Source organism: Vibrio sp. 2-1-2a, assembly GCF_032648565.1.
Taxonomy (GTDB): domain Bacteria; phylum Pseudomonadota; class Gammaproteobacteria; order Enterobacterales; family Vibrionaceae; genus Vibrio; species Vibrio diabolicus.
Map to the genome: position 1 here is coordinate 21,587 of NZ_WBOH01000009.1, position 23,096 is coordinate 44,682.

The following is a 23,096-nucleotide window of genomic DNA, read 5'->3' on the forward strand; positions in this document are numbered from 1 at the left end:
AACAATTCCCCCATCAGAGATCCTTGACGGGGGTGTCTGCGTTGACGTTGAAACTGATATCGCGCTTAAACTAAAGTCGCGATCGCTTTATCCAGTTTCGCCAAGCCTTCTTCAATTTCTTGTTGTGTGATAACGAGTGATGGTGTGAAACGTACGACATTGGCACCCGCAACCAATACCATTAGACCTTGTTTGCCTGCAGCGACGAGAACATCACGTGCGCGGCCTTGCCATTCTTCATTCAGTGCAGCGCCAAGCAATAGGCCTTGACCGCGCACTTCTGAGAAGATGTTGTACTTAGCATTGATCTTCTCTAGACCTTCGCGGAACATCGCTTCGCGTTCTAGCACACCAGCCAACACTTCAGGCTTAGTAACTTCGTTCACAACTGCTTCTGCTACAGCACACGCGAGTGGGTTACCGCCGTATGTTGAACCGTGCGTACCGACTTTCATGTGCTCTGCTAATTTTGCAGTAGTCAGCATTGCACCGATTGGGAAACCGCCACCGAGTGATTTCGCGGTGCTTAGAATATCAGGTGTAATACCTAAACCTTGGTAAGCGTAGAAGTTACCTGTACGACCATTACCGGTTTGCACTTCATCGAAGATCAGTAGCGCGTTGTGTTTGTCACACAGCTCACGTACTGCTTGAGCAAACTCAGGCGTTGGTGGCACGATACCGCCTTCACCTTGTAGTGGCTCCATCATCACCGCACATGTGCGATCAGACATGTGTGCCTGTAGTGCTTCGATATCATTGTAAGGTAAGTGGGTAACGTCACCAGGCTTAGGACCAAAACCGTCAGAGTAAGCCGCTTGACCACCAACCGTTACGGTAAAGAACGTACGACCGTGGAAACCTTGTTTGAATGCGATGATTTCTGATTTCTCAGCACCATGTACGTCAGCAGCGTAACGACGTGCCAGCTTAAGTGCCGCTTCGTTCGCTTCTGCGCCAGAGTTAGCAAAGAATACGCGCTCAGCAAAGCTCACTTCTGTTAGCTTTTTCGCCAGACGAAGTGCTGGTTCGTTCGTCATCACGTTACTTAAGTGCCACAGCTTGTTAGCTTGCTCTGTTAATGCGTTTACCATTACTGGATGACAATGGCCAAGACAGCTCACTGCAATACCACCAGCAAAGTCGATGTATTCATTACCTTCCTGATCCCAAACACGTGAACCTTCACCTTTAACAGGGATCATTTCCATCGGGTTATAGCAAGGTACCATTACCTCATCGAATAAACCGCGCTCTACTTTAATTTCCGTTGTCATTGCACATTCCTTCTTGATACCGCATGCGTAGCAGATAAGCGAATTTAACCGGCTCTCTTTGCCAGCAAATAATGTTTTGCATTTAAGCTATTGCGGCATTGTATTTACATTTAATTAACCATTTCAATAGTGATTTATTCTTTTCGTTCTCGAAAGCAACTTCCATTAATCACTGCTTATGACTATTTATGCATCAAGAAAGTAAAATAGAGAAGCGATTTTTTATAAATGTTATGTAATACAGGAGATAGAAGGTTTAAAAAGACATGAATAGACAAAGAGGCCAGAATGAACCGCATAGTTTTGCAATCCACTCACCTCAGCAAAAAGATGAATGATTTGTTAAGAAAAGTGATCGCGATCAGATCGCTTTACGTGCTAAAAAGTTCGCGAGCAACTCGTGACCTTGCTCTGTTTTGATCGATTCTGGGTGAAACTGCACTGCATCAATTGGCAGGGTTTTATGTTGGTAACCCATGATTTCGTCCATACTTCCATCCGGCAGCTCAGTCCATGCGGTCAGTTCAAACACATCGGGTAACGTACCGTTTTTCACCACGAGAGAGTGATAACGGGTTACCGTGAGTGGGTTATTCAGGTTTTTAAACACACTGCGACCATTGTGACGAATAGGTGACGTTTTCCCATGCATCACTTGTCGAGCGCGCACGACTTCCCCACCAAACGCTTGCGCTATCGCTTGATGACCAAGGCAAACACCCAATATTGGAAGCTTACCAGCGAAGTATTCTATAGCTTGTAGAGAGATACCTGCCTCGTTTGGCGTACACGGTCCAGGTGAGATCACCAAGTGAGTTGGGTTCAACGCTTCAATCCCTTGAATGTCGATTTCATCGTTACGCACGACTTTTACACTAGCGCCAAGCTCGCAAAAGTATTGGTAGAGGTTGTAAGTGAAAGAATCGTAGTTATCGATGATCAACAACATAGAGTGTCAGCTGCTCCAATCCGTTTAGGCAAGACTTAAGAGATGATTGTCTGGTTTGCGACAATTAAGGGCGGTATTTTGCAACACCAAACTAGAAAGGCAAGTCTTTGTGCAATAAAAAGGCCAGCATCGGCTGGCCTTTGGTCTTTACAGCTGTATTTTAGGAGATAAAGGCTTAGTTGCGGCGACGTACTAAGCCAAGTCCAAGCATCGCGAGTAGCGCGCCAAAACCAAACGAACCACCATCTGAGTCCTTCGAACCTTCTGCACCCGTTTCAGTTTGCGTCATTGAGACATCACGAACAGAGCTAAACTTAACGACGTTGCCTGTCGAGTCTGTCACTTTCTCTTCTAACTGGTAATTACCTTGTTCTGGCGCTTGTTCAAACTCAATATTCACGCTGCGTGCGTCAATGTCAGTTTGAGTCAAGGTTTGGCTAGCCGAGTAAACTTTTGCATCACTGCTTGTCGCGGCCGCTTGTGTGGATGCTGTTAAGTTCACTGTCACAATATCGCCCGCAACCGCAGTTGGTGGTAGACGTACATCAATCGCTAAGTTTTCACCCGCTTTCGGTAAATCGATATCATCATCTGGCAAATCAATAGCAATAATCACTGGATCATGATCAGACGCTGAGAACGCATCTTTGTACTTCGGCATGTCACCCGTGTATTTGCTGCTGTATTCAAACAAGTTACTTTCTAGAGAGTTGATATGCCAATCTTCAATCGCCACCACTTTTTGCGCTAAACTGCTGCTTGCCAATGCATGGTCCAAGTTCCCCAACTCACCTGAATAGGTGTACGAGAACGTATCAGCGCCATGCAGCAAGGTGTTTAAATTGTGCAGACCGTAACCTTTTTCAATCTTGGTTTTCTCTACTTGAAGCTCACCGCCACCAATGGTTGTGTAAGCGGCAGTGTAGATATCACGGCCGTATTTCTCTTGTGAGTAATCAGTGAGGGTAAGTAACGGATCTTCTTTGCCGTAAGCGTTCAAATCGCCCATGACGAGCACATCGCCATCAATATCTTTCAGCGCTTCACCAACGACTTTCGCAGCAGAAACACGGAAGTTGTTGCAGTTACCTTGCAGATCCGCGGGTTCAGAGTCTTCTACACCAGCAATCCACTCTTCAATACATTCAGAACCTTTCGATTTAAAGTGGTTCACGACCACTGAAAGATCTTCGCCAGTCTCTTTCACTGTGAAGGTCTGTAATAAGCTATGGCGTTGATATTTGTCGTATGCAGGGTTACTTTCAGTGCCCTCTTTACGAGTAATGGTGTTCTCTGCAATATGTTGCTCTGGCGTCACAATGACTTTTGCTGCTTCTTTTGGTGTTACTGCGTTAGCACGATATAAGATCGCCACCATTATCGCATCACTGCCAAAGTATTCCTCTTGGTATTTATCTTGCTCTTCGATTTCGACATACGTGTAATGATCTTCCACGTCATCAATCTCAGCGTTTAAAGCATCAACCAAGTTTTGGATAGCACTACCATCACCAAAGCCGTTGTTTTCCACTTCCATCAAGCCAATGATGTCCGCGTCCATCTTATTCATCGCTGAAACGATTTTCGCTTGCTGGATCAAGAACTCATCAAGGTTTGTTGCGCCACGATTTTGCCCGGTTGGGTTGTCATGCCCGCTGTCAGCAACCGAAGTGAAGTAGTTAAGAACGTTAAAGCTCGCCACTCGTAAATCAGAATCGGCTATGGCTGGCGCCGCTTTACGCGCAACGTCAAAGTCATCACCTGACGTGACAAAGTTGCTGCTATCAACTTCATTGGTCGCAATTAGGCGGTACTCGTTGTAGCTGTAAGCCACGACACCTTGCAGGCCTTCGACACGAGAGCCTAGGCGAATGTGCTGCTCTGAAGAGCCATTTTGGTCAAGATCTTTTGCAAACGTTGGGAAATATGGGATTTGACCATTTGGCGCTTTGCTATCCGATTCCAAGTAAATACGGTTGGCCGCATTCTCTTTGGCAAGGGCAACCGCAGCGTCACTCTCTGCTGCATGCAATTGAGTCGGCTTAAACAACGGTGCTTCATGAGATAGCATCATGTTGTTGCGTCGAGAGTCATAATCGTAAGAAAAGTTACGAGTAACGAAAAGTTCGCTAGCCGAGCTGAGCTCAACTTGCATACCTTCATGACGCTCTAGTGCATCACGTAGTGTTTCCCCTTCCTTAATCGTTAACGGAGTAACCAAAGAGGCGTTTGATGTGCCTGTTTTTACATAACTGTTTGCATCAGAAGAAAGCTGAGTGTTGCTGTAGTACTCTTGTACTTTCCCTTTCACACAAACAACATCACCAGCTTTCAGCTCTGTATCTGCAACATCGGTGTGAATAAACAAACCTTCAGATGTCTTGTCGTTGCCATCATTCTCAAGTGCTTGCAGGTAGAAGCCTTTAGTTAAGCCTGTTGTTACCGCACTGACCACACCAGTTACGAAGTGATCTTCGGTCGTGATGTAAGGGTAACCATCAATAAATGGAGAAGAAGCACCTTCACCTTGAATCTCTTGGATGGTGGTAAAGGCTGGTTCTTGTCCATCTACTTCACAAGCAAATGGCGCAGGTGGCTCAGTTGTATTTAATTCCCCTAAACCATCAATATTATCTTTAGGTAAGGCTGTCCACTGAGTGGATTGGTAGGTAGTTGAAGGTGTAAGCGCATCACTGTTACGAACTAACGTGGTGTCTTTAGCGAAATCCACGTCCCCCATCACACCTAATATATCGTGCACTTCCCCATCTTTAAGAAGTGCCAACGGATCGTCGCCGTTAAAGTTCGCTACATTTTTATCAGTGTCATCCGCAACCGCCTTTATTGCTTCGCTCGCATCGCCATGAGCAAGCACATACACTTGCTTCGCTTGTAACGTTACGTCACTAAGATCAAGAGTGCTGCCCCACGAGCCGCCACCATTCGAAGATTTTGCTAATTCATAGCCTGTGAGTGTCACCGCAGTATCACCTGTATTGGCGATCTCGACCGCTTTATTATAAGCGCCGCCTTCCACATACTGGGAAATAATAATCTCTGCGTTCGCGTTTGCGCTAAGTGCACTGGCGATGGTTAGTGCGAGTATTGAGGGTTTGATTAACGTGTCCATTGTCATACCTGATATTTATGTAAATGCAAACTTAGCTCTGATCAGAGCCTACCATTTGCGTCTACTATCAGGTTTATTTATGAAATAAATAAGAATGAGCAATTAAAGCCGTGAAATGAATCACATGTGAATGTAAGAAAATATGCCAGAACATCCCATTCAAACATTTTTTGTAATAAATACAGAACACTATTGATAAATAAATCAAAATTTAGATTAATTACTCAGTTTATTTTTTCACTTCATGTTAAGGAGTAGAAAATACATCGCTCGTGAAGTGGCTTATTAACCAAGCTCACTTTGTTATAAATGAAAATATAATTAATCACTAATTTAGAAAGCTTTGATTTTCATTTTTATAGCCATGTCTAAACTTAAGTCACCTATTATTCGCTCGACTTTTTCTTACGCATGACCCTCATACTTCAAAATTTTCATCATTTGCTCAATAACTTCTCCTTATTCACTAGCCAAATTCATACACAAAATATATAACACCTGCGCGAGACATTAAGATCTCATTAGCTGTAAACCCAGGAACGATAAATGAAAAAAATTCAACGCAGTGCGCTAGCTCTCTTCTTACTTGGCTTGATAACGGGATGTCAATTGACCGCCAGTGAGCCACTTCAACCTACCGCGAATCAAAACATCATCGAATCAGCCAAAAATGAGCTGGATGGAATTGAAGAGTTAGAAGTCAGTGACGAGGGTGTTATTACTTTTACCCAGCGTCTAAGAACACCAGGAACCTACTGGATCCCAGCGAGAATTAAAGAACTTAGCTACGATATATCATGCGTGCAGCTCAGTTACTTCATTGATAGAGGCATGGTGGTGAAGTCCTCCTTTTTAGGTGCTCGAGGACGTGTTGAATATTACGATATGGAACGTTGCATGAAAGACACGCCATTCCAGTAAAAAGCATAAAAAAAGCTCCACTAACGTGGAGCTTTTTGTAATCTATTCTTAGCAACTATGGGCGAGCGACAAAGCCTACCGCTTTGTATGCTTTCTTCAGCGTTTCAGCGGCGCGAGCCGATGCTTTTTCTGCACCTTGCTGCATTACCTCATCCATGTAAGCACGATCAGCGCGAATACGATGGTATTCTGCTTGAATTGGCTCAAGCATTGCTACAACCGCCTCACCAACATCTTTCTTAAATGGACCATACATTTCTACGCCTTTGTACTTGGCTTCGATATCTTCAAAGCTCATTCCTGTCGCCGCAGAGTAAAGTCCCATTAGGTTCGCGATACCCGCTTTGTTCTCGATATCATGGCGAATGCTTGGTGGGGTTTCGGTGTCTGTTTGCGCCTTGTTGATCTTCTTGATGATCGACTTTGGCTCTTCAAGCAGAGTAATCACGTTCTTACGGTTATCATCTGACTTCGACATTTTCTTCGTCGCGTCTTGAAGACTCATCACACGTGCATTGACTGTTGGAATGTACGGCTCAGGAACGGTAAAAATCGGACTCTCTGGTGAGTAGATGTTGTTAAAACGCGTTGCGATATCACGTGCTAACTCAAGATGCTGTTTCTGGTCGCTACCAACTGGCACTTGGTGTGCGCCGTAAAGCAAAATATCTGCTGCCATCAACACAGGGTAATCAAACAGCCCCACGTTTACGTCATTCGCGTAACGTGCCGATTTGTCTTTAAACTGAGTCATACGGCTCAGCTCACCCATTTGCGTGTAACAGTTAAGAAGCCAACCAAGTTGAGCATGCTCTGGTACGTGTGACTGAACAAATAGCGTGCTCTTCTTCGGATCAACACCAACTGCCAGACAAATTGCCAGTGCATCTAATGTCGCTTCATGCAGTGCTTTAGGATCCTGACGAACCGTAATCGCATGAAGGTCTACTACACAGTATTGGCAATCATAATCGTCTTGCATCTGCTGCCATTGACGTAGAGCACCCAAGTAGTTACCGATACTTAGTTCACCTGACGGTTGAACACCACTCAATACAATGGGTTTGCTCATTAGAATGATTCCTTTGACTTCTTAATCTAATTAAAATGAAAAACCGTGCGGCTTTTAGCGCACGGTTTACTCAGTGTACTCATTAACAAGTATTTTGGAAGATCTTTTGTTGCCGTTATGCAGAAACAGCGACGACTTCCAGTAATTCCGCGAGGCGGTTCGCCACTACGTCAGGGTTCGAAGCTGAAATGGGCTCGCCGTGGTTATAACCGTAAGTTAAACCAAATGAAGCACAACCCGCATTTTTCGCCGCCAAGATATCGTTTTTCGAATCCCCAACCATCAGCATCTCTGCTGGTTTTACCTGGTGCTTTTCCATTAGCCAGTTCAGCGCCACCGGGTTTGGTTTTTTCTCTGGAAACGCGTCACCACCTAATACGTCTACGAAGTACTTGGCGATGTCATGCTGCTCTAGAATTTCTGGTACGAATTTCGAGGGCTTGTTCGTCACAATCGCCATCGTAAAACCAGCTTGGTGTAGCTCTTCAAGCGTCTCTTTTACTGTTGGGTAAAGGTGACTTAGCTTATGGCCGCTTTGCTTGTAGTATTCATCAAACAGCTCACGCGCTTTAGCACGCAGCTCATCACTCAAATCACTGCTGATGGTCATGCTTTGGCTTAATGCACGTCCAATCAATATATCTGCACCATTACCAACGTAATCACGCACCTGCTCTTCTGATACAGAAGGATAGCCTAACGCCTGAACTGCTTGATCGGCCGCTACGGCAAGATCTGGCACGCTATCAAGCAGTGTTCCATCCAGATCAAAAGCAATCAATTTAATATCTTGTTGGGTCATAAATTCCCTAGCTAAAATAACACAGGATGGTTCCCCATCCTGTGTGCTTAATCTTGATGTCACTCAGTGTCACACTCAGCGACGCTTAGTGTGCTCGCCTTATTTTTGGGCAGCCAAACGCTGACGAACCGCTTCAAACAAACAGATACCAGAAGCCACTGATACGTTCAAGCTTGATACACTGCCCGCCATAGGGATCTTAATTAAATCATCGCAGGTTTCGCGAGTAAGACGACGCATACCATCACCTTCAGCACCCATCACGATAGCAAGAGGACCAGTAAGCTTAGCTTGATAAATGTCGTGCGTAGCTTCACCAGCCGTACCCACAAACCAAATCCCTTTTTCCTGTAGCGTACGCATTGTACGTGCAAGGTTGGTTACACGAATCAAAGGCACAACCTCTGCAGCGCCACATGCTACTTTACTTACCGTGGCATTCATTGGTGCAGAACGATCTTTCGGTACGATGATCGCCGCAGCGCCTGCCGCATCTGCGTTACGCAAACACGCACCAAGGTTGTGCGGGTCCGTCACACCATCTAACACTAACAGTAGCGGTGATTCATGCTGCGCTAAGATGTCATCAATGTCGTTCTCGTTCAGTTGTTTTGCTGGTTTTACGCGAGCAATGATGCCTTGGTGATTTGTACCACGCGCTTTATCATCCAGAGTTTTACGCGTCATTTGTTGAATAGAGACACCACAAACCTGAAGATCATTTAGGATTGGCATTAGGCGATCATCTTGACGACCTTTTAAAACGTATGCCTCGATAAAACGCTCTGGTTCGCGCTCCAATACCGCTTTCACTGCGTGAATGCCGTAGATAAATTCGTTACTCATTGTTTAACCTGTTGTTCGGGTCGTATTGCCTGCGCCAGCTGAGTTTGAACTGAGCTGGCGCTTCAGCCTACTACGCTTCTTTTTTAGTGCGCTTGGTTTTCTTCGGCTTACTGTGTGGCTTTTTTTTACGTGCTTTTTTCACTTTAGGCTTCTTTTTGCCTTCGGCGTCATCACGTTTGGGGCCATTGCGCTTACTCACTGCGCCCGTTTCTTCTGGACGCTTAGTTGGCTCTATCGCAGGAACTGCGCGAGGCGCGCCACCTTCTTTCGGTGAAGAGCGAGTCGCAGCGCGTTTTTTATCTTTCGCTTTGCGTTTTGCTTCCGCTGCGCGTTTCTTCGCAGTCTTACCTTCACCACGTAGCTTACGACTTGTTTCGACCAATTCAAAGTCAATTTGCTTATCATCGAGGTTAACAGCCAGTACTTTTACTTTTACTGCATCACCTAAGCGATAGATGTTACCGAAACTTTCACCAATAAGTCGTTGACCAATAGGGTCAAATTGATAGTAGTCGTTCGCAAGGGTAGAAATATGCACCAAACCATCGATGTGCAAATCCGTTAAACGTACAAAGAAGCCAAAGCTAGTGACATTAGCAATAACACCTTCTAGTTCGTCACCGACGTGGTCTTGCATATATTCACACTTCAGCCAATCCGCAACATCACGTGTGGCATCGTCCGCACGGCGCTCTGTCATCGAACATTGTTTACCGTAAAAGTCCATATCATCGAACGAGTAATGGTAGCCACCCGTTGGTGTCCAGCGATCTTGATTACGACCTTCTTCTTTCGCAATCAGATACTTGATTGCACGGTGAAGTAACAGGTCAGGGTAACGACGAATTGGCGACGTAAAGTGCGCATAGCGTTTCAGTGCCAATCCAAAGTGCCCCGCGTTATCTGCGTTGTATACCGCTTGCTTCATTGAGCGCAGCAGCATGGTTTGAATCAACTCTTGATCTTGACGCCCAGAGATTTGACGTGCGAGATCAGCATAGTCCGTTGGAGAAGGCTCTAGACCACCTTTTAGCTCAAGACCAAGTTCACTTAAGAAGTCACGGAAACCTTGCAGGCGTAATTCACCTGGAGATTCGTGGATACGATAGAGCGCAGGCTCTTTCGCTTTTTCTACCAGAGATGCCGAAGCAATGTTGGCTAAAATCATACATTCTTCGATGATCTTGTGCGCGTCATTACGAATCACTGGCTCAATGCTTTCGATTTTACGTTCCGCATTGAAGATAAACTTGGTTTCAACGGTTTCAAATTCGATTGCACCGCGTTGATCTCGTGCTTCTTTCAGCACTTTGTACATCTTATGCAGCTCTTCTAGATGAAAAACAAGCGGCTGGTAACGCTCACGTAGTTCCTCATCCCCTTCTAGAATCGCGCTCACTTTGCTATATGTGAGACGAGCGTGCGAGTTCATCACCGCCTCGTAGTGCTTGTAGCCCGATAGTTTACCCGTCTCTGAGATGGTCATTTCGCACACCATACACAAGCGATCAACTTGTGGGTTAAGTGAACACAAACCATTTGATAGCACTTCCGGTAGCATTGGCACTACTTGCGATGGGAAGTACACCGAGTTACCACGGTTGATGGCTTCTTTATCCAGCGCAGAGTCAGGGCGAACGTAGTAACTGACGTCAGCAATCGCTACCCATAAACGCCAACCACCTTCTTTGTTCTTCTCACAGTAAACAGCATCATCAAAGTCTCGTGCGTCTTCGCCGTCAATGGTCACAAGTGGTAACTCACGTAGATCCACACGACCAACTTTGGCTTCTTCTGGTACTTCTTCGCCTAAGTTTTCGATTTGTTTATCGACGGCCTCTGGCCACTCGTGAGGAATTTGGTGTGTACGAATCGCAATTTGCGTTTCCATACCTGGTGCCATATTTTCACCAAGTACTTCAACCACTTTACCCATCATGCCACGTGAGCGTGAGCCACGATCAGTAATTTCAATCACGACCACGTTACCCATGCGTGCACCCGCTTTGTGCTCATTTGGGATCAGAATATCTTGGCTGATACGCGAGTCATCAGGGACAACATAGGAATAACCATATTCGAGGAAGAAACGACCGACGATTTGATCATTACGCTCCTCTAACACTCGAACCAAGCGCCCTTCACGACGACCGCGCTTGCTGTTGTCTGTAGGTTGCACTAAAACAAAGTCACCGTGGATGATGTTCTTCATTTGATGGTGCGGTAACAGAATATCATCATCCTTGCCGACGCTGCCTTCTGGACGCACCCAACCGTGGCCATCACGATGACCAATCACGTAACCTTTCACCATTTCAAGTTTTTCAGGCAATGCGTAGCACTGACGGCGGGTAAACACCAGTTGACCATCTCGCTCCATCGCACGTAGCCGACGACGCAACCCTTCGTATTGCTCTTCGCCCTCAAGCTTTAGTGCCTCATACAAGTCGTTGCGATTCATTGGAACGCCCGCTTGCTCTAGAAACTCGATGATAAACTCTCGGCTTGGAATTGGATTTTCGTAATTTTTGGATTCACGATCTGCAAAAGGATCGTTTGGAATATTGTCTGACATAGGCACGCCTATCTAGCAAGGAAGGTATATGGCTAGTATATCTGAGTCTCTCGATAAGCTACAGAATTGCTTTGAAAAAAGAATGATCGAGATCGACTCTAGACGTGCAAATGAGTTAAGGACGAGCTAGTAAGATCAACAACTCAGAATTGTCGCTCAGCAAGGATTCGATCGTGCAATCATCCAGCTCCGCCAAAAAGGCACTTTTTGCTTTTGCCAATTTATCTTTGAGGCGACAGGCAGGGGTAATATGGCAAAAATCTACGCCGCAATTGACCAAATCTAACGGCTCTAAATCTCGCACGACACCACCTACTGTGATTTCAGAAGCAGGTTTCATCAGCCGAATACCACCGTTTTTTCCACGCACGGTGTGGACATAACCTAGTTGCCCTAAACGGTTGATAACTTTAACCATATGGTTACGTGACACACCAAATAAATCCGTCACTTCAGTGATATTAGTTAACTCATCTTCCGGCAACGAAGCCAAGAAAATTAAGGTTCTCAACGCATAATCAGTAAAGCTCGTTAACTGCATATTCTCTCCCAAAGTGCGACTCAATAACTCGCTGGTGACACTAAAACGCCAAACTTGAGCTATCGATAAAAGTGTAAATCTTTTCTTGATCGAAAGATACATTTGAGATACAACTTTAAACATGCATTATAAATACAACTTAAAGTAGGAAGCCCATATGCTCAGCAATCAAACCATCGAGATCGTCAAAGCGACCGCACCACTTATCGCCGAAACGGGACCAAAACTGACCGCACACTTTTACGAACGTATGTTTACTCATAACCCAGAGTTGAAAGATATTTTTAATATGAGTAACCAGCGCAACGGCGATCAGCGTGAAGCGCTATTCAACGCCATCTGCGCCTATGCTGCCAATATTGAAAATTTGCCAGCCCTACTTGGCGCAGTAGAAAAAATTGCGCATAAACACACGAGCTTTTTGATCACAGAAGATCAGTACCAAATCGTTGGTAAACATTTACTTGCGACAATCGATGAGCTTTTTAATCCAGGTCAGGAAGTGTTGGATGCTTGGGCTGAGGCTTACGGCGTACTTGCGAATGTATTTATTCAGCGCGAAGAACAAATTTACCAACAAAATGAAGCTTTGGAAGGCGGCTGGCGCGGTCTACGCGAATTTGAGTTAGTTGATAAACAAATAGAGAGCGAACACATTTGCAGCTTTGTGTTCAAGCCAACCGATGGCCAAAAAGTGGCACCGTATAAACCGGGACAATATCTTGGCATCTATATCAACAGTGACCAGTTAGAAAACCAAGAAATTCGCCAATACAGCCTATCCTCTGCGGTTCAAGAGAACACTTACCGTATCTCGGTAAAACGCGAAGAAGGCGGAAAAGTATCGAACTTCCTGCACGATAGCCTGAACATTGGCGAAAAAGTGCAGCTTGCCGCCCCTGCCGGTGATTTCTTTATGGATGCCGAACCACAAACACCCGTTGTTCTAATTTCTGCAGGTGTAGGACTGACGCCAACGCTGTCCATGCTAGAAAGTCTCTCAGCACATCAAGCACCTGTAACTTGGGTTCATGCAACAGAAAATGGTCAACAGCATGCTTTCAAGCAACACGTGAACCAACTAGTCGCGGCGAAAGAAAACATGAACGCGCTCGTTTGGTATAACCACCCAACGGCAGAAGACAAACTAGGTGAAGACTTCCACTTCAAGGGTTTTGTCAATCTGTATGAAATTGAAGCCGCATTAAAGCAAGATAACGTGCAGGTGTACTTCTGTGGCCCTGTCGGGTTCATGCAGCACGTAGCGAAACAACTATTAGAACTTGGCGTACCACAAGAGCAATTCCATTACGAATGCTTCGGTCCACACAAAGTCGTTTAATCGCTCAAGATTACTCTTCGGGAAAACAACAAAGCCCACATTATGTGGGCCTTGTTGTATGAAGTTGTTTGCCTTAATAGGACGTTACCAAAAGGTATCTCGCCGTTTAGCTCGAGCAATAACGTTTTGTGGCATGCGCTGCTCAAGGCCATTTCTCAATACAGTGATACGCTTATGCTGCCGCTTATCTGCTGTGACAGAGTTATATAACCAACGATACGCATCTTCGTAATCAAGTGGGCTGCCGTAATCACGCAGGAGCAATTCGGCTAAATGAATACGCGCATTTAGGTTTCCCATTGAGGCGGCTTCTCGCAAGTAAGGAATTGCTCGTTCTTTATCTTGCTGCACTAAAGTGCCACGCGAATAGTATCGGCCAATCTGCTCTAGCGCGGCAGGTAATCCCTGATGTGCTGCATTTTCGATGTAGTAAAGGCCCAGTTCGACATCTTGCTCGACACACACACCCCACGCCAACATGTCGCCGTAAAGAAATTCATAAGCGGGCAAGTTAATTCGAGTCGCACGAGCAACGATATCCTCCACCAGCTGGCAGTTATCAGCGCGCACACGTTGTAAGTGCTTATTTTGCTCAATAAGCTTTATCAGCTCTGCTTCGGTGTAGATAGGAACTGGCGCCCCCACATCAGCAACATTGGCTTTCGCTGTGGTAGCTACCAAGGTCAATAACAGTGAAGCAGCCACTGTTCGTAACTTCATAAACGTACTCTTTAAGGTATCTAAGAAACCAAAGATCGATGAAGGATCTCCTCTGCTTGATAACCTTATCGGCAAAAACCAGCTAAGCTTTAGACAATTTTTGCCTCTGACTTAGACTCAGCGGCAAAAAATTGCCATATGAGAATCACTGCCGTTTTTTGTTCAGATACAAAAAAGCCGACCAGAAGGTCGGCTTTTGCAATCTTTAACGACTATCAATTAAGCTTCGAATGGATGAACCTTGATGATAGTTTCGTTACGGTCAGGACCTGTTGAAATGATATCTACAGGCACACCGGTTAGCTCTTCAATACGCTTGATGTAGTTAAGAGCCGCTTGTGGTAGATCTTCTAGCGCTTTAGCACCGAATGTGTTCTCAGACCAACCAGGCATAGTTTCGTAGATTGGCGTCGCTTTTTCGAATGCTTCAGCAGCCATCGGAGAAACTTCTATCACAGAGCCATCTTCCATCTTGTAACCAGTACAGATTTTTAGCTCTTCTAGACCATCTAGTACGTCTAGTTTAGTTAGACAGAAACCAGATACAGAGTTGATTTGGATTGCACGACGCATAGCAACAGCATCGAACCAACCAGTACGACGTAGACGACCAGTTGTCGCACCGAACTCGTGGCCAACTTCACCTAAATGCTTACCAATTGGATCTTGCTTATCTAGACCATCGTATAGTTCTGTCGGGAATGGACCTGCACCAACGCGAGTACAGTACGCTTTCGCGATACCCAAGATGTAACCGATATGACGAGGACCAAAACCAGAACCTGCAGCAACACCACCAGCTGTCGTGTTAGAAGACGTTACGTACGGGTAAGTACCGTGGTCGATATCAAGTAGCGTACCTTGTGCACCTTCGAACATGATCTTATCACCGCGCTTACGTGCTGCGTCTAGTTCGTCAGTTACATCGATAACCATTGAAGTAAGTAGCTCTGCGTAGCCTTTTGCTTCTTCAAGCACAGCTTCGTAGCTTACTGGTTCAGCTTTGTAGAAGTTAACTAGTTGGAAGTTATGGAACTCCATGACTTCTTTTAGCTTCTCAGCGAACGATTCCATATCGAATAGGTCGCCAACGCGTAGACCGCGACGAGCAACTTTATCTTCGTATGCTGGACCGATACCACGACCTGTTGTACCGATAGCTTTTTTACCGCGAGCGATTTCGCGAGCTTGATCCATTGCAATGTGGTAAGGAAGAATTAGCGGACATGCTTCAGAAATGAAAAGACGCTCGCGTACTGGAATACCGCGCTCTTCAAGAGGTTTCATTTCTTTAAGTAGAGCTTCAGGTGATAGTACAACACCGTTACCGATAACACATTTTACGTTATCGCGAAGGATACCTGATGGAATTAAGTGAAGAACGGTTTTTTCACCGTCAATTACGAGAGTATGACCTGCGTTGTGACCGCCTTGGTAGCGTACCACGTATTTTGCATCTTCAGTTAAAAGGTCTACGATTTTACCTTTACCTTCGTCACCCCATTGGGTGCCTAGAACGACTACGTTATTTCCCATCTTTCCAAGTCTGATTGCTAGTTAAAAATGGATTCTAGCACCGAATCACGCTTCTTGCAGTCATTTTTTGTTCACAGAGTTGCTACCAGAATGTCATCTTGCTGCTTTGCTCATTTTGAAATCAGCATATCACTGATAGTATTTAGTTTTCTTTATTCGACTGGAAAGCGGTATGTCTGAATCCATATGGTTGGCGATTGGGCTCGTCTTGATCGTGGAAGGCATTGGACCACTCATTGCTCCAAACGGTTGGCGGAATATGGTGGCTCAATTAAGTGAACAGCCCAACAATCAGCTACGACGTATCGGTGGCTGCCTAGTAGTTGCTGGAGCCGTAATCGCCATAATGATGAGCTAGCACTTAGCATCAGATACAAAAAAGGCTCCCTAAGGAGCCTTTTGTTTCATTTGACGCTGAGATTATTTCTCCATGCTGCCCTTCGACTGGTTCATGTATTGGAAGAACTCACTCTTCGGATCAAGTACCAGGATATCGCTCTTAGAGCTGAAGGACTTCTCATACGCACGTAGCGAACGTAGGAAGCTAAAGAATTCAGGGTCTTTGTTGTATGCTTCAGCATAAATCTTCGCTGCTTCTGCATCCGCTTCACCTCGTGTTACACGAGCAGTCTTATCAGCTTCAGCTAGAATCGTTGCCACTTCTAGCTCAGCTTGAGCACGAATAACTTCTGCTTTCTCACGACCTTGAGAACGGTGCTTACGAGCTACAGACTCACGCTCTGCACGCATACGACGGTAGATAGACTCACTGATTTCATCAGGCAGGTTGATTTTCTTCATGCGGAAATCAACAACACGAACACCCAAGTCTTTCATCGCGCTTTCACGCGTGTCTTTCAATACTTCAGACATGATTAGGTCACGTTCACCATCAATCTCAAGCGCTTCACGTGCCGCTTCAGTTGCGACAACATCTGCACTTGCATCTTCTGGTAGTACATCATCGTTACGTGGACCAGATACAATCTGTTTGATTTCACGAGCACCGATTTCAGAACGAAGCACATCCGTTACTTTACGCTCAAGTAGTGCCTCCGCCGTTAGCGAATTACCACCGCCTGTCGCTAGGTAGTAACGACCAAAGTCTTCAATACGCCACTTCACGTAGGTATCAATAATAACGTCTTTTTTCTCAGACGTTACGAAACGGTCTGCACGGCCATCCATCGTTTGGATACGTGCATCAAGTTGTTTCACACGGTCAAACAGAGGCATCTTGAAATGCAAACCAGGCTCGTAAATTCGAGTGATGTCGTTGTTGTCTTTAAGAACACGACCAAATCGAACCACGATACCGCGTTCACCTTCAGGAATCACAAACAGAGACATCAACATTAATGCCAGTGCGATTACCAATACAGGGATCATTAACTTACGCATTCTTAGTATCTCCCTTGACGTGAACCTGTTGAACGAGACTGCGTGTTCGAAGTGTCTTCTTGTGTACGCTCAGACTCCAGTTGAATTTGATCGTAGGTTGAAGATGACTTCGATTTACGTTTTGTGTCTGCCTGACCTTCTTGGCCCGCCAACTTATCGATTGGAAGGTACAGAAGATTGCCGCTTGATTCCGAGTCAATCAACACTTTCGAAGTGCTTGAGTACACTTCTTCCATTGCGTCAATGTACAGACGGTCACGCGTTACACCTGGTGCCGCTTGGTATTCTGGTAGTAGTTTTTCGAACTGTGCTACCTGACCAAGAGCCTCGTTAGTGACACGCTCATTGTAACCTTGTGCTTCTTTCTTCAAACGTTCAGCACGACCCGTTGCCTTCGGCAAAATTTCGTTCTTGTATGCTTCAGCTTCACGGATGAAACGCTCTTCATCCTCACGAGCTGCGATTGCATCATCAAACGCATCTTTCACTTGCTCTGGTGGACGCGCAGACTGGAAGTTTACGTCAACAAGTACCAGCCCCATATCATAGCTATCAATGATTTGGTTCAGTGTTTCTTGCGTAGTTTGACGAATTTGCTGACGACCACTAGTTAGAATGCTATCCATCAATGAGTCACCAATTACTGCACGTAGTGCAGAATCCGTTGCTTGACGCAAGCTGTCGTCTGCATTGGTTACACGGTACAAGTATTTGTATGGGTCAGTCACTCGGTACTGAACATCCATCGCGACTGTTACGACGTTTTCGTCTTTAGTCAGCATTAGACCAGATGCACGTAGTGAACGAATCGCTTGTACGTTTACCGCTTCGTATTCATCAATAAAGCGAGGGCGCCAGTTAAGGCCTGGGTCTACGATACGATCGTATTTACCTAAACGCAGCACAACACCACGCTCTGCTTCACCGATGGTGTAAAAACCAGCGAAGAACCAAACTGCAACAGCAATAAGAGCAATCACGCCAAAGCCAATTGCACTACCACCACCGCCGCCGATTGGAGAACCACCGCCGCCTTTTTTACCAAACTTGCCACCCAGTTTTTGACTCAGTTTATTGAACACTTCATCTAAATCTGGCGGACCTTGATCTCGGCCACCAGGACGCTGGCCACCACGATTATTATTACCCCAAGGGTCATTATCGCGGCCATTGTTGCCGTTGTTATTTCCAGGCTCATTCCACGCCATTAGAAAGCTCCATCATTTGATATGACGTTATACTGTAGCAGTCCTTTAAGTGACTATAAAGCCAGTCAAAACTGCCCCTTCTCTTTTTTCAAGTCTAGACCAATCTACTTGCTGCATTCGAATATCGATCAACAAGTTACCATCCTGGTCATATTCCTCACGTTGAATACACTTCATTTGGAAGAAGGTACTACGGAATCGTCCTTGATACTGTGGAGGAATTCGCAACTGATGCTCGACCATTTGTGACGCCAGACGTTCCGTCAGTGCCTCAAACAGGACATCAATGCCCAACCCATCCATTGCTGAAACCCAAACTGCGCGAGGTACGCCTTCCTCGTCTCGTTCTATACGTGGTTTCTGCGAATCTAGATTGTCGATTTTGTTCATGACAACCAGAGTCGGCACTTCATGTGCGTCGATCTCTTCTAGTACTTCATGAACAGCTTGAATATTCTCACGAAAACGCTCATCACTGGCATCAACAACATGTAACAAAATGTCAGCTTCTTGCGTTTCCTGCAAGGTTGCCTTGAAGGCCGCAACCAAGTCGTGAGGCAAATGTCGAATAAAACCAACCGTGTCTGCCAAAATGGCAGGCCCAACATCTGCTAACTCTATCTTACGTAAAGTCGGGTCCAAAGTAGCAAATAGTTGATCAGCGGCATACACGCCAGCTTCTGTAATACGGTTGAAGAGTGTCGACTTACCCGCGTTGGTGTAACCCACGAGTGAAACCGTTGGGATTTCAGCTCGATTTCGGGCGCGGCGCCCTTGTTCACGCTGCTTCGCTACTTTGTCTAAGCGTCGCAGGATGGCTTTGATTCTGTCACGCAATAAGCGACGGTCGGTTTCCAGCTGGGTTTCACCCGGGCCACGTAAACCGATACCCCCTTTCTGCCTTTCAAGGTGCGTCCAACCACGAATCAAACGAGTAGAGATATGACGAAGTTGAGCCAGCTCTACCTGTAGCTTACCTTCGTGTGTTCGAGCTCGTTGAGCAAAGATATCGAGAATAAGACCAGTGCGGTCGAGAACTCGACATTGGCACAGTGCTTCGAGGTTACGTTCTTGGGCAGGAGAGAGGGCGTGATTAAAAATCACAATTTCAGCACCTGTCGACTGTACCGCAGTAGCAATCTCTTGGGCCTTACCCTCTCCGACATAGTATTTCGGGTGTGGGGATTGACGACTACCAGTTACCACTTGTAGCGCCTCTACCCCAGCAGAAGAAACCAGCATTTCGAACTCAGCCAGATCTTCCCATTCACCTTCTTGCGTGAAGTTGATATGAACAAGTACGGCTCGCTCACCGGATTCATAACGGTCAAACAAGCAATCAACTCCTTATTTTAAAAATACTCGATGAAGAATTAATCTTCTGATTTCTCTTGTGGACGCTCACCTTGTGGACGTTCACTGCTGTGATGGCTCACTGGACGAGCCGGCACAACTGTTGAGATCGCGTGCTTGTACACCATTTGGTTAACAGTATTCTTCAGCAGGATCACAAATTGATCGAACGATTCGATCTGACCTTGTAGTTTAATACCATTCACAAGGTAGATAGATACCGGGATACGCTCACGACGTAGCGCGTTTAGAAATGGGTCTTGTAGAGATTGCCCCTTAGCCATTTTATTTTCCTTATTTAATTTGTAGTTGTAATTATTTAGCTAGTGGTGCAATGCAAAAGATACTGCTTTTGCATCTGAGCTAAACGAATCAAAAATGCACTCTAAGTAATTAGCAGCATAGTATAAAAACCGCCAACAACAGATCCTTTGAGAGTGCGTTCACGCAAAAACGATCACATTATACACAGCTATGTCAATCAGATGCTATTGCTTCCGACATCGTTTCTAATGCCTGTTCAATGTTCTCGCTATCCAACCAAGTTAAGTCATCCCAGCTGCGTAACCAGGTGATTTGACGCTTGGCCAATTGACGAGTCGCGCATACGCCACGAAATACTGCTTCGTCACGTGTACACTCCCCATCTAAATACTCCCACATCTGTCGGTAACCGACGCATCGTATGGAAGGAAGATCGGGGTGAAGATCTTTTCGCGAATGTAGCGCTTTCATTTCTTCTTCAAAGCCCGCTTCCATCATCTTTTCGAAACGAAGTTCAATTCGACGGTGAAGTTCTGCCCTATCCTTGGGAGCTATTGCAAACTGCTTGACTCGGTATGGCAGGCTTTCACCTTTCGTTTGAGTCAATTCAGTCAAAGTTTTACCTGAAATACGAAAAACTTCCAATGCCCGAGATAAACGTTGGGGATCATTGGGATGGATTCTCGCTGCTGATACAGGATCAACCTCTTTGAGTTCATCGTGCAACACTGACCAACCTTTAGTCAATGCTTCTTGTTCAATTTGCTGACGAATTTCAGGATTTGCAGCAGGAAGTGGGGATAAACCTTCAAGTAGCGCCTTATAATACAGCATTGTCCCACCCACTAAGAGTGGAATTTTTCCTTCTGCAACAATATCATCCATCGCTTTCAATGCATCACGACGAAAGTCGGCTACAGAGTAAGATTCGCTCGGATCCAAAATATCAATCAAGCGATGAGGCGCTAAACTTAACTCTTTTTCATCCGGTTTCGCCGTACCGATATCCATCCCTTTATAGATCAAAGCAGAATCAACACTGATGATCTCAACCGGGAACTTTTGACGAAGACGAATCGCCAACTCAGTTTTGCCTGATGCAGTTGGCCCCATTAAAAATAGCGCCAAAGGTAGTTTATCTGTCATGGTTTTAATTTGGCTATCGTGGCAGAGAAATCAACAGCGGATACAAATTTTGTATCTTCTAATGGCAATTGACCATCTCTTAGCTGTTCAAGTTCCGCAATAATTTGAATTGCTTCAGAAAAAGTATAGTGACTCTTCACTGTCGTGACCTGCAATGCGAGCCAATCTATCAACTCAGACAGCATCTGAGCCGTTGCTATACCTTCCTTCACACAAGATTGCGCGTAAGATAACAGATCTGGTACTAGATTTTGTAAGTTTTGTTGACGTAGCGGCGCGGGAACGCCCATCACCATTAAGGCTTGCTCATTTCTCGCTTTCAATTGAATGCCAAGTAACGCCAAATCTTGTTGATAATCTTGAGCCAGCTTCACTAACTCGGCCTCTAACTTAATAGATAGAGGAACGAGTAAAGGCTGTGCTTTAAGCGCGCCATCGCTTGGAGTGAGCTGCCCTTTTACACGATAAAATTCCGCTCTAGGTAACGAGACTAACGCCGCCCCACTGTCACTGCTCATCAAAACAAATTGCTCATCGACCATCACTAGCGCTTTGCCTAATGCATTAATCGATGGAAGTGATGCATGCGAAGTTGCCTTTTGGGGCACTATCGGCGTTACGGATTGAGACTCAAACTCTGGCGTTTTCAACAACTCGTGATAAGCGCGCACTTCTTGCTTGCTTGGTGCTGGCTCAACATGGCGCTCTTTACTGTGATTCGGCTTTGGTGCGGATTTGGATTCCACCCAATCATTACGTTTGAATGACTCCACTACGCGCGCCTCTCGCACGGAGGTTTCACTAGGACCGCTATTACGAGGCTTCACTTCATAATCATTGCGTCCAGGATAAGCCGGTGTACTCTCTATCGCTTGATAAACCCGCTCTGGTACTGGTGAAGATGCTGGCTCTTGTACTTTTTCAGGCGCAGGCGAATGCTCAACCTCTTCGGGCTCATTCGGTTCCACACGATGAAATGCCGATTCATTAACCTGTGGTTTATCAATCACGGCGCTTTGTGCAAGTGCATCCGCCAAAGCTTGATAGATGAAATCATGCACTAAGCGAGCTTGGTGGAAACGCACTTCATGCTTAGCAGGGTGGACATTCACATCTACCTGGTGCGGGTCTAACTCAATAAAGAGCACATAGGCAGCGAACTGATCTGGCTTTAAGCTCATTTCATAGCTTTGACGAATCGCGTGATTGATTAATTTGTCACGCATCATTCGGCCATTCACATAGCAATACTGTAAATCGCTTTGCTGCCTTGCTCCTTCTGGTGTGGTGATCCAACCATGTAGCTTTAACCCTTGATGCTCAAGCTCGATTCTGAGCATGTGTCGAACAAACGCGTTACCGCAGACAGCTGCAATACGTTTTTCGGTTTGAAGCTGATTTTTCGCCGCACGATATTGACGAATGATCTTGCCGTTATGACGCACATTGATGGTGACATCAAAGCGACTTAACGCAATGCGTTTCAATAACTCATCAATATGAGCAAATTCGGTTTTCTCCGTACGCAGAAATTTGCGACGCGCTGGAGTATTAAAAAATAAGTCCAACACCTCAACAGTCGTACCAATCGGGTGCGCTGCTGGCTTAAGCTTCACCTGCATATCACGCCCTTCGGAGTAGGCACTCCAGGCTTCTTCTTGTGCCGCAGGACGCGATGTGAGCGTCAAACGCGAGACTGAGCTAATACTGGCTAACGCTTCACCACGAAAACCTAGACTCATGATGGCTTCGAGATCATCCAAGGTATGTATCTTAGATGTAGCATGACGACTGAGCGCTAAGCCGAGTTCATCTTTCGCGATACCTTTTCCGTTATCACGAACACGAATCAGCTTTGCGCCTCCTTTCTCGATATCGATATCGATTCGAGTTGCGCCAGAATCAAGACTATTTTCAACCAGTTCTTTAATCACAGAGGCGGGTCTCTCGACCACTTCCCCTGCTGCGATTTGGTTTGCAAGTCTAGCTGGCAAAATTTTAATCGTCATAATG

General features: G+C 45.7%; 19 protein-coding genes. 3 read left to right on the top strand and 16 right to left on the bottom strand.

Annotated features, from left to right (window positions below):
• Window positions 1-65 precede the first annotated feature (65 nt).
• The 3 genes from F7Y48_RS19635 to F7Y48_RS19645 form a co-directional block, all read right to left on the bottom strand.
• Window positions 66-1,277, bottom strand: coding sequence for an aspartate aminotransferase family protein (locus F7Y48_RS19635; RefSeq protein WP_005397689.1), 1,212 nt, complete (start codon window positions 1,275-1,277; stop codon window positions 66-68).
• Between the two features lie 361 nt (window positions 1,278-1,638).
• A complete protein-coding gene (locus F7Y48_RS19640; protein ID WP_048626693.1) occupies window positions 1,639-2,226 on the bottom strand; it encodes an aminodeoxychorismate/anthranilate synthase component II in 588 nt (195 codons plus the stop codon).
• 175 nt (window positions 2,227-2,401) lie between these two features.
• Window positions 2,402-5,356, bottom strand: coding sequence for an ExeM/NucH family extracellular endonuclease (locus F7Y48_RS19645; RefSeq protein WP_316685305.1), 2,955 nt, complete (start codon window positions 5,354-5,356; stop codon window positions 2,402-2,404).
• Between the two features lie 546 nt (window positions 5,357-5,902).
• Here F7Y48_RS19645 and F7Y48_RS19650 point away from each other — a divergent pair.
• Window positions 5,903-6,277, top strand: a complete 375-nt coding sequence (locus F7Y48_RS19650; protein WP_258459452.1) for a hypothetical protein — start codon at window positions 5,903-5,905, stop codon at window positions 6,275-6,277.
• A 55-nt stretch (window positions 6,278-6,332) separates the two neighbouring features.
• Here the strand turns inward: F7Y48_RS19650 and trpS are convergent, their stop codons facing one another.
• From trpS to nsrR, 5 genes are all read right to left on the bottom strand, one after another.
• On the bottom strand, window positions 6,333-7,349 hold the full coding sequence (gene trpS / locus F7Y48_RS19655) for a tryptophan--tRNA ligase (RefSeq protein WP_005395367.1): 1,017 nt from the start codon (window positions 7,347-7,349) through the stop codon (window positions 6,333-6,335).
• Between the two features lie 115 nt (window positions 7,350-7,464).
• A complete protein-coding gene (locus tag F7Y48_RS19660) occupies window positions 7,465-8,151 on the bottom strand; it encodes a phosphoglycolate phosphatase (RefSeq protein ID WP_005395368.1) in 687 nt (228 codons plus the stop codon).
• Between the two features lie 99 nt (window positions 8,152-8,250).
• Window positions 8,251-8,997 carry a 23S rRNA (guanosine(2251)-2'-O)-methyltransferase RlmB gene (gene rlmB, locus F7Y48_RS19665; protein ID WP_316685306.1) on the bottom strand — a complete coding sequence of 249 codons (747 nt, stop codon included), beginning with the start codon at window positions 8,995-8,997 and terminating at the stop codon, window positions 8,251-8,253.
• Between the two features lie 70 nt (window positions 8,998-9,067).
• Entirely contained in the window at window positions 9,068-11,572 is a 2,505-nt protein-coding gene (gene rnr / locus F7Y48_RS19670) for a ribonuclease R (protein ID WP_316685307.1), read from the bottom strand.
• Window positions 11,573-11,687: 115 nt separating this feature from the next.
• Entirely contained in the window at window positions 11,688-12,113 is a 426-nt protein-coding gene (gene nsrR, locus F7Y48_RS19675; protein WP_005387939.1) for a nitric oxide-sensing transcriptional repressor NsrR, read from the bottom strand.
• A gap of 157 nt (window positions 12,114-12,270) precedes the next feature.
• Here nsrR and hmpA point away from each other — a divergent pair, with 157 nt between their 5' ends.
• A complete protein-coding gene (hmpA, locus tag F7Y48_RS19680) occupies window positions 12,271-13,455 on the top strand; it encodes an NO-inducible flavohemoprotein (protein ID WP_074190097.1) in 1,185 nt (394 codons plus the stop codon).
• 84 nt (window positions 13,456-13,539) lie between these two features.
• Here the strand turns inward: hmpA and motX are convergent, their stop codons facing one another.
• Together motX and F7Y48_RS19690 are read right to left on the bottom strand one after the other, a co-directional pair.
• Entirely contained in the window at window positions 13,540-14,175 is a 636-nt protein-coding gene (gene motX / locus F7Y48_RS19685; protein ID WP_005387944.1) for a flagellar protein MotX, read from the bottom strand.
• 219 nt (window positions 14,176-14,394) lie between these two features.
• A complete protein-coding gene (locus F7Y48_RS19690; RefSeq protein WP_316685308.1) occupies window positions 14,395-15,711 on the bottom strand; it encodes an adenylosuccinate synthase in 1,317 nt (438 codons plus the stop codon).
• Between the two features lie 172 nt (window positions 15,712-15,883).
• On the opposite strand from F7Y48_RS19690, the gene F7Y48_RS19695 reads away from it, so the two are divergent.
• The gene (locus F7Y48_RS19695; RefSeq protein WP_005381383.1) at window positions 15,884-16,069 is read left to right on the top strand and encodes a DUF2065 domain-containing protein; all 186 of its coding nucleotides are present in this window, start codon (window positions 15,884-15,886) and stop codon (window positions 16,067-16,069) included.
• A gap of 62 nt (window positions 16,070-16,131) precedes the next feature.
• Here the strand turns inward: F7Y48_RS19695 and hflC are convergent, their stop codons facing one another.
• The 6 genes from hflC to mutL form a co-directional block, all read right to left on the bottom strand.
• The gene (gene hflC, locus F7Y48_RS19700) at window positions 16,132-17,112 is read right to left on the bottom strand and encodes a protease modulator HflC (RefSeq protein WP_005381382.1); all 981 of its coding nucleotides are present in this window, start codon (window positions 17,110-17,112) and stop codon (window positions 16,132-16,134) included.
• A 2-nt stretch (window positions 17,113-17,114) separates the two neighbouring features.
• The gene (gene hflK, locus F7Y48_RS19705) at window positions 17,115-18,320 is read right to left on the bottom strand and encodes an FtsH protease activity modulator HflK (protein WP_005395374.1); all 1,206 of its coding nucleotides are present in this window, start codon (window positions 18,318-18,320) and stop codon (window positions 17,115-17,117) included.
• A gap of 45 nt (window positions 18,321-18,365) precedes the next feature.
• Entirely contained in the window at window positions 18,366-19,655 is a 1,290-nt protein-coding gene (gene hflX, locus F7Y48_RS19710; protein WP_005381380.1) for a ribosome rescue GTPase HflX, read from the bottom strand.
• Window positions 19,656-19,693: 38 nt separating this feature from the next.
• The gene (gene hfq / locus F7Y48_RS19715; RefSeq protein WP_258508327.1) at window positions 19,694-19,957 is read right to left on the bottom strand and encodes an RNA chaperone Hfq; all 264 of its coding nucleotides are present in this window, start codon (window positions 19,955-19,957) and stop codon (window positions 19,694-19,696) included.
• Between the two features lie 193 nt (window positions 19,958-20,150).
• Window positions 20,151-21,083 carry a tRNA (adenosine(37)-N6)-dimethylallyltransferase MiaA gene (gene miaA, locus F7Y48_RS19720; protein WP_005395375.1) on the bottom strand — a complete coding sequence of 311 codons (933 nt, stop codon included), beginning with the start codon at window positions 21,081-21,083 and terminating at the stop codon, window positions 20,151-20,153.
• Window positions 21,080-23,092, bottom strand: a complete 2,013-nt coding sequence (gene mutL, locus F7Y48_RS19725) for a DNA mismatch repair endonuclease MutL (protein WP_258508326.1) — start codon at window positions 23,090-23,092, stop codon at window positions 21,080-21,082. The genes miaA and mutL overlap by 4 nt, the downstream gene beginning before the upstream one ends.
• Window positions 23,093-23,096 lie beyond the last annotated feature (4 nt).

Excerpts from the sequence above, each read along its gene's own strand:
- F7Y48_RS19635 (WP_005397689.1), bottom strand. The coding sequence starts at position 1,277 with ATGACAACGGAAATTAAAGTAGAGCGCGGTTTATTCGATGAGGTAATG.
- F7Y48_RS19640 (WP_048626693.1), bottom strand. The coding sequence starts at position 2,226 with ATGTTGTTGATCATCGATAACTACGATTCTTTCACTTACAACCTCTAC.
- F7Y48_RS19645 (WP_316685305.1), bottom strand. The coding sequence starts at position 5,356 with ATGGACACGTTAATCAAACCCTCAATACTCGCACTAACCATCGCCAGT.
- F7Y48_RS19650 (WP_258459452.1), top strand. The coding sequence starts at position 5,903 with ATGAAAAAAATTCAACGCAGTGCGCTAGCTCTCTTCTTACTTGGCTTG.
- trpS (WP_005395367.1), bottom strand. The coding sequence starts at position 7,349 with ATGAGCAAACCCATTGTATTGAGTGGTGTTCAACCGTCAGGTGAACTA.
- F7Y48_RS19660 (WP_005395368.1), bottom strand. The coding sequence starts at position 8,151 with ATGACCCAACAAGATATTAAATTGATTGCTTTTGATCTGGATGGAACA.
- rlmB (WP_316685306.1), bottom strand. The coding sequence starts at position 8,997 with ATGAGTAACGAATTTATCTACGGCATTCACGCAGTGAAAGCGGTATTG.
- rnr (WP_316685307.1), bottom strand. The coding sequence starts at position 11,572 with ATGTCAGACAATATTCCAAACGATCCTTTTGCAGATCGTGAATCCAAA.
- nsrR (WP_005387939.1), bottom strand. The coding sequence starts at position 12,113 with ATGCAGTTAACGAGCTTTACTGATTATGCGTTGAGAACCTTAATTTTC.
- hmpA (WP_074190097.1), top strand. The coding sequence starts at position 12,271 with ATGCTCAGCAATCAAACCATCGAGATCGTCAAAGCGACCGCACCACTT.
- motX (WP_005387944.1), bottom strand. The coding sequence starts at position 14,175 with ATGAAGTTACGAACAGTGGCTGCTTCACTGTTATTGACCTTGGTAGCT.
- F7Y48_RS19690 (WP_316685308.1), bottom strand. The coding sequence starts at position 15,711 with ATGGGAAATAACGTAGTCGTTCTAGGCACCCAATGGGGTGACGAAGGT.
- F7Y48_RS19695 (WP_005381383.1), top strand. The coding sequence starts at position 15,884 with ATGTCTGAATCCATATGGTTGGCGATTGGGCTCGTCTTGATCGTGGAA.
- hflC (WP_005381382.1), bottom strand. The coding sequence starts at position 17,112 with ATGCGTAAGTTAATGATCCCTGTATTGGTAATCGCACTGGCATTAATG.
- hflK (WP_005395374.1), bottom strand. The coding sequence starts at position 18,320 with ATGGCGTGGAATGAGCCTGGAAATAACAACGGCAACAATGGCCGCGAT.
- hfq (WP_258508327.1), bottom strand. The coding sequence starts at position 19,957 with ATGGCTAAGGGGCAATCTCTACAAGACCCATTTCTAAACGCGCTACGT.
- miaA (WP_005395375.1), bottom strand. The coding sequence starts at position 21,083 with ATGACAGATAAACTACCTTTGGCGCTATTTTTAATGGGGCCAACTGCA.
- mutL (WP_258508326.1), bottom strand. The coding sequence starts at position 23,092 with ATGACGATTAAAATTTTGCCAGCTAGACTTGCAAACCAAATCGCAGCA.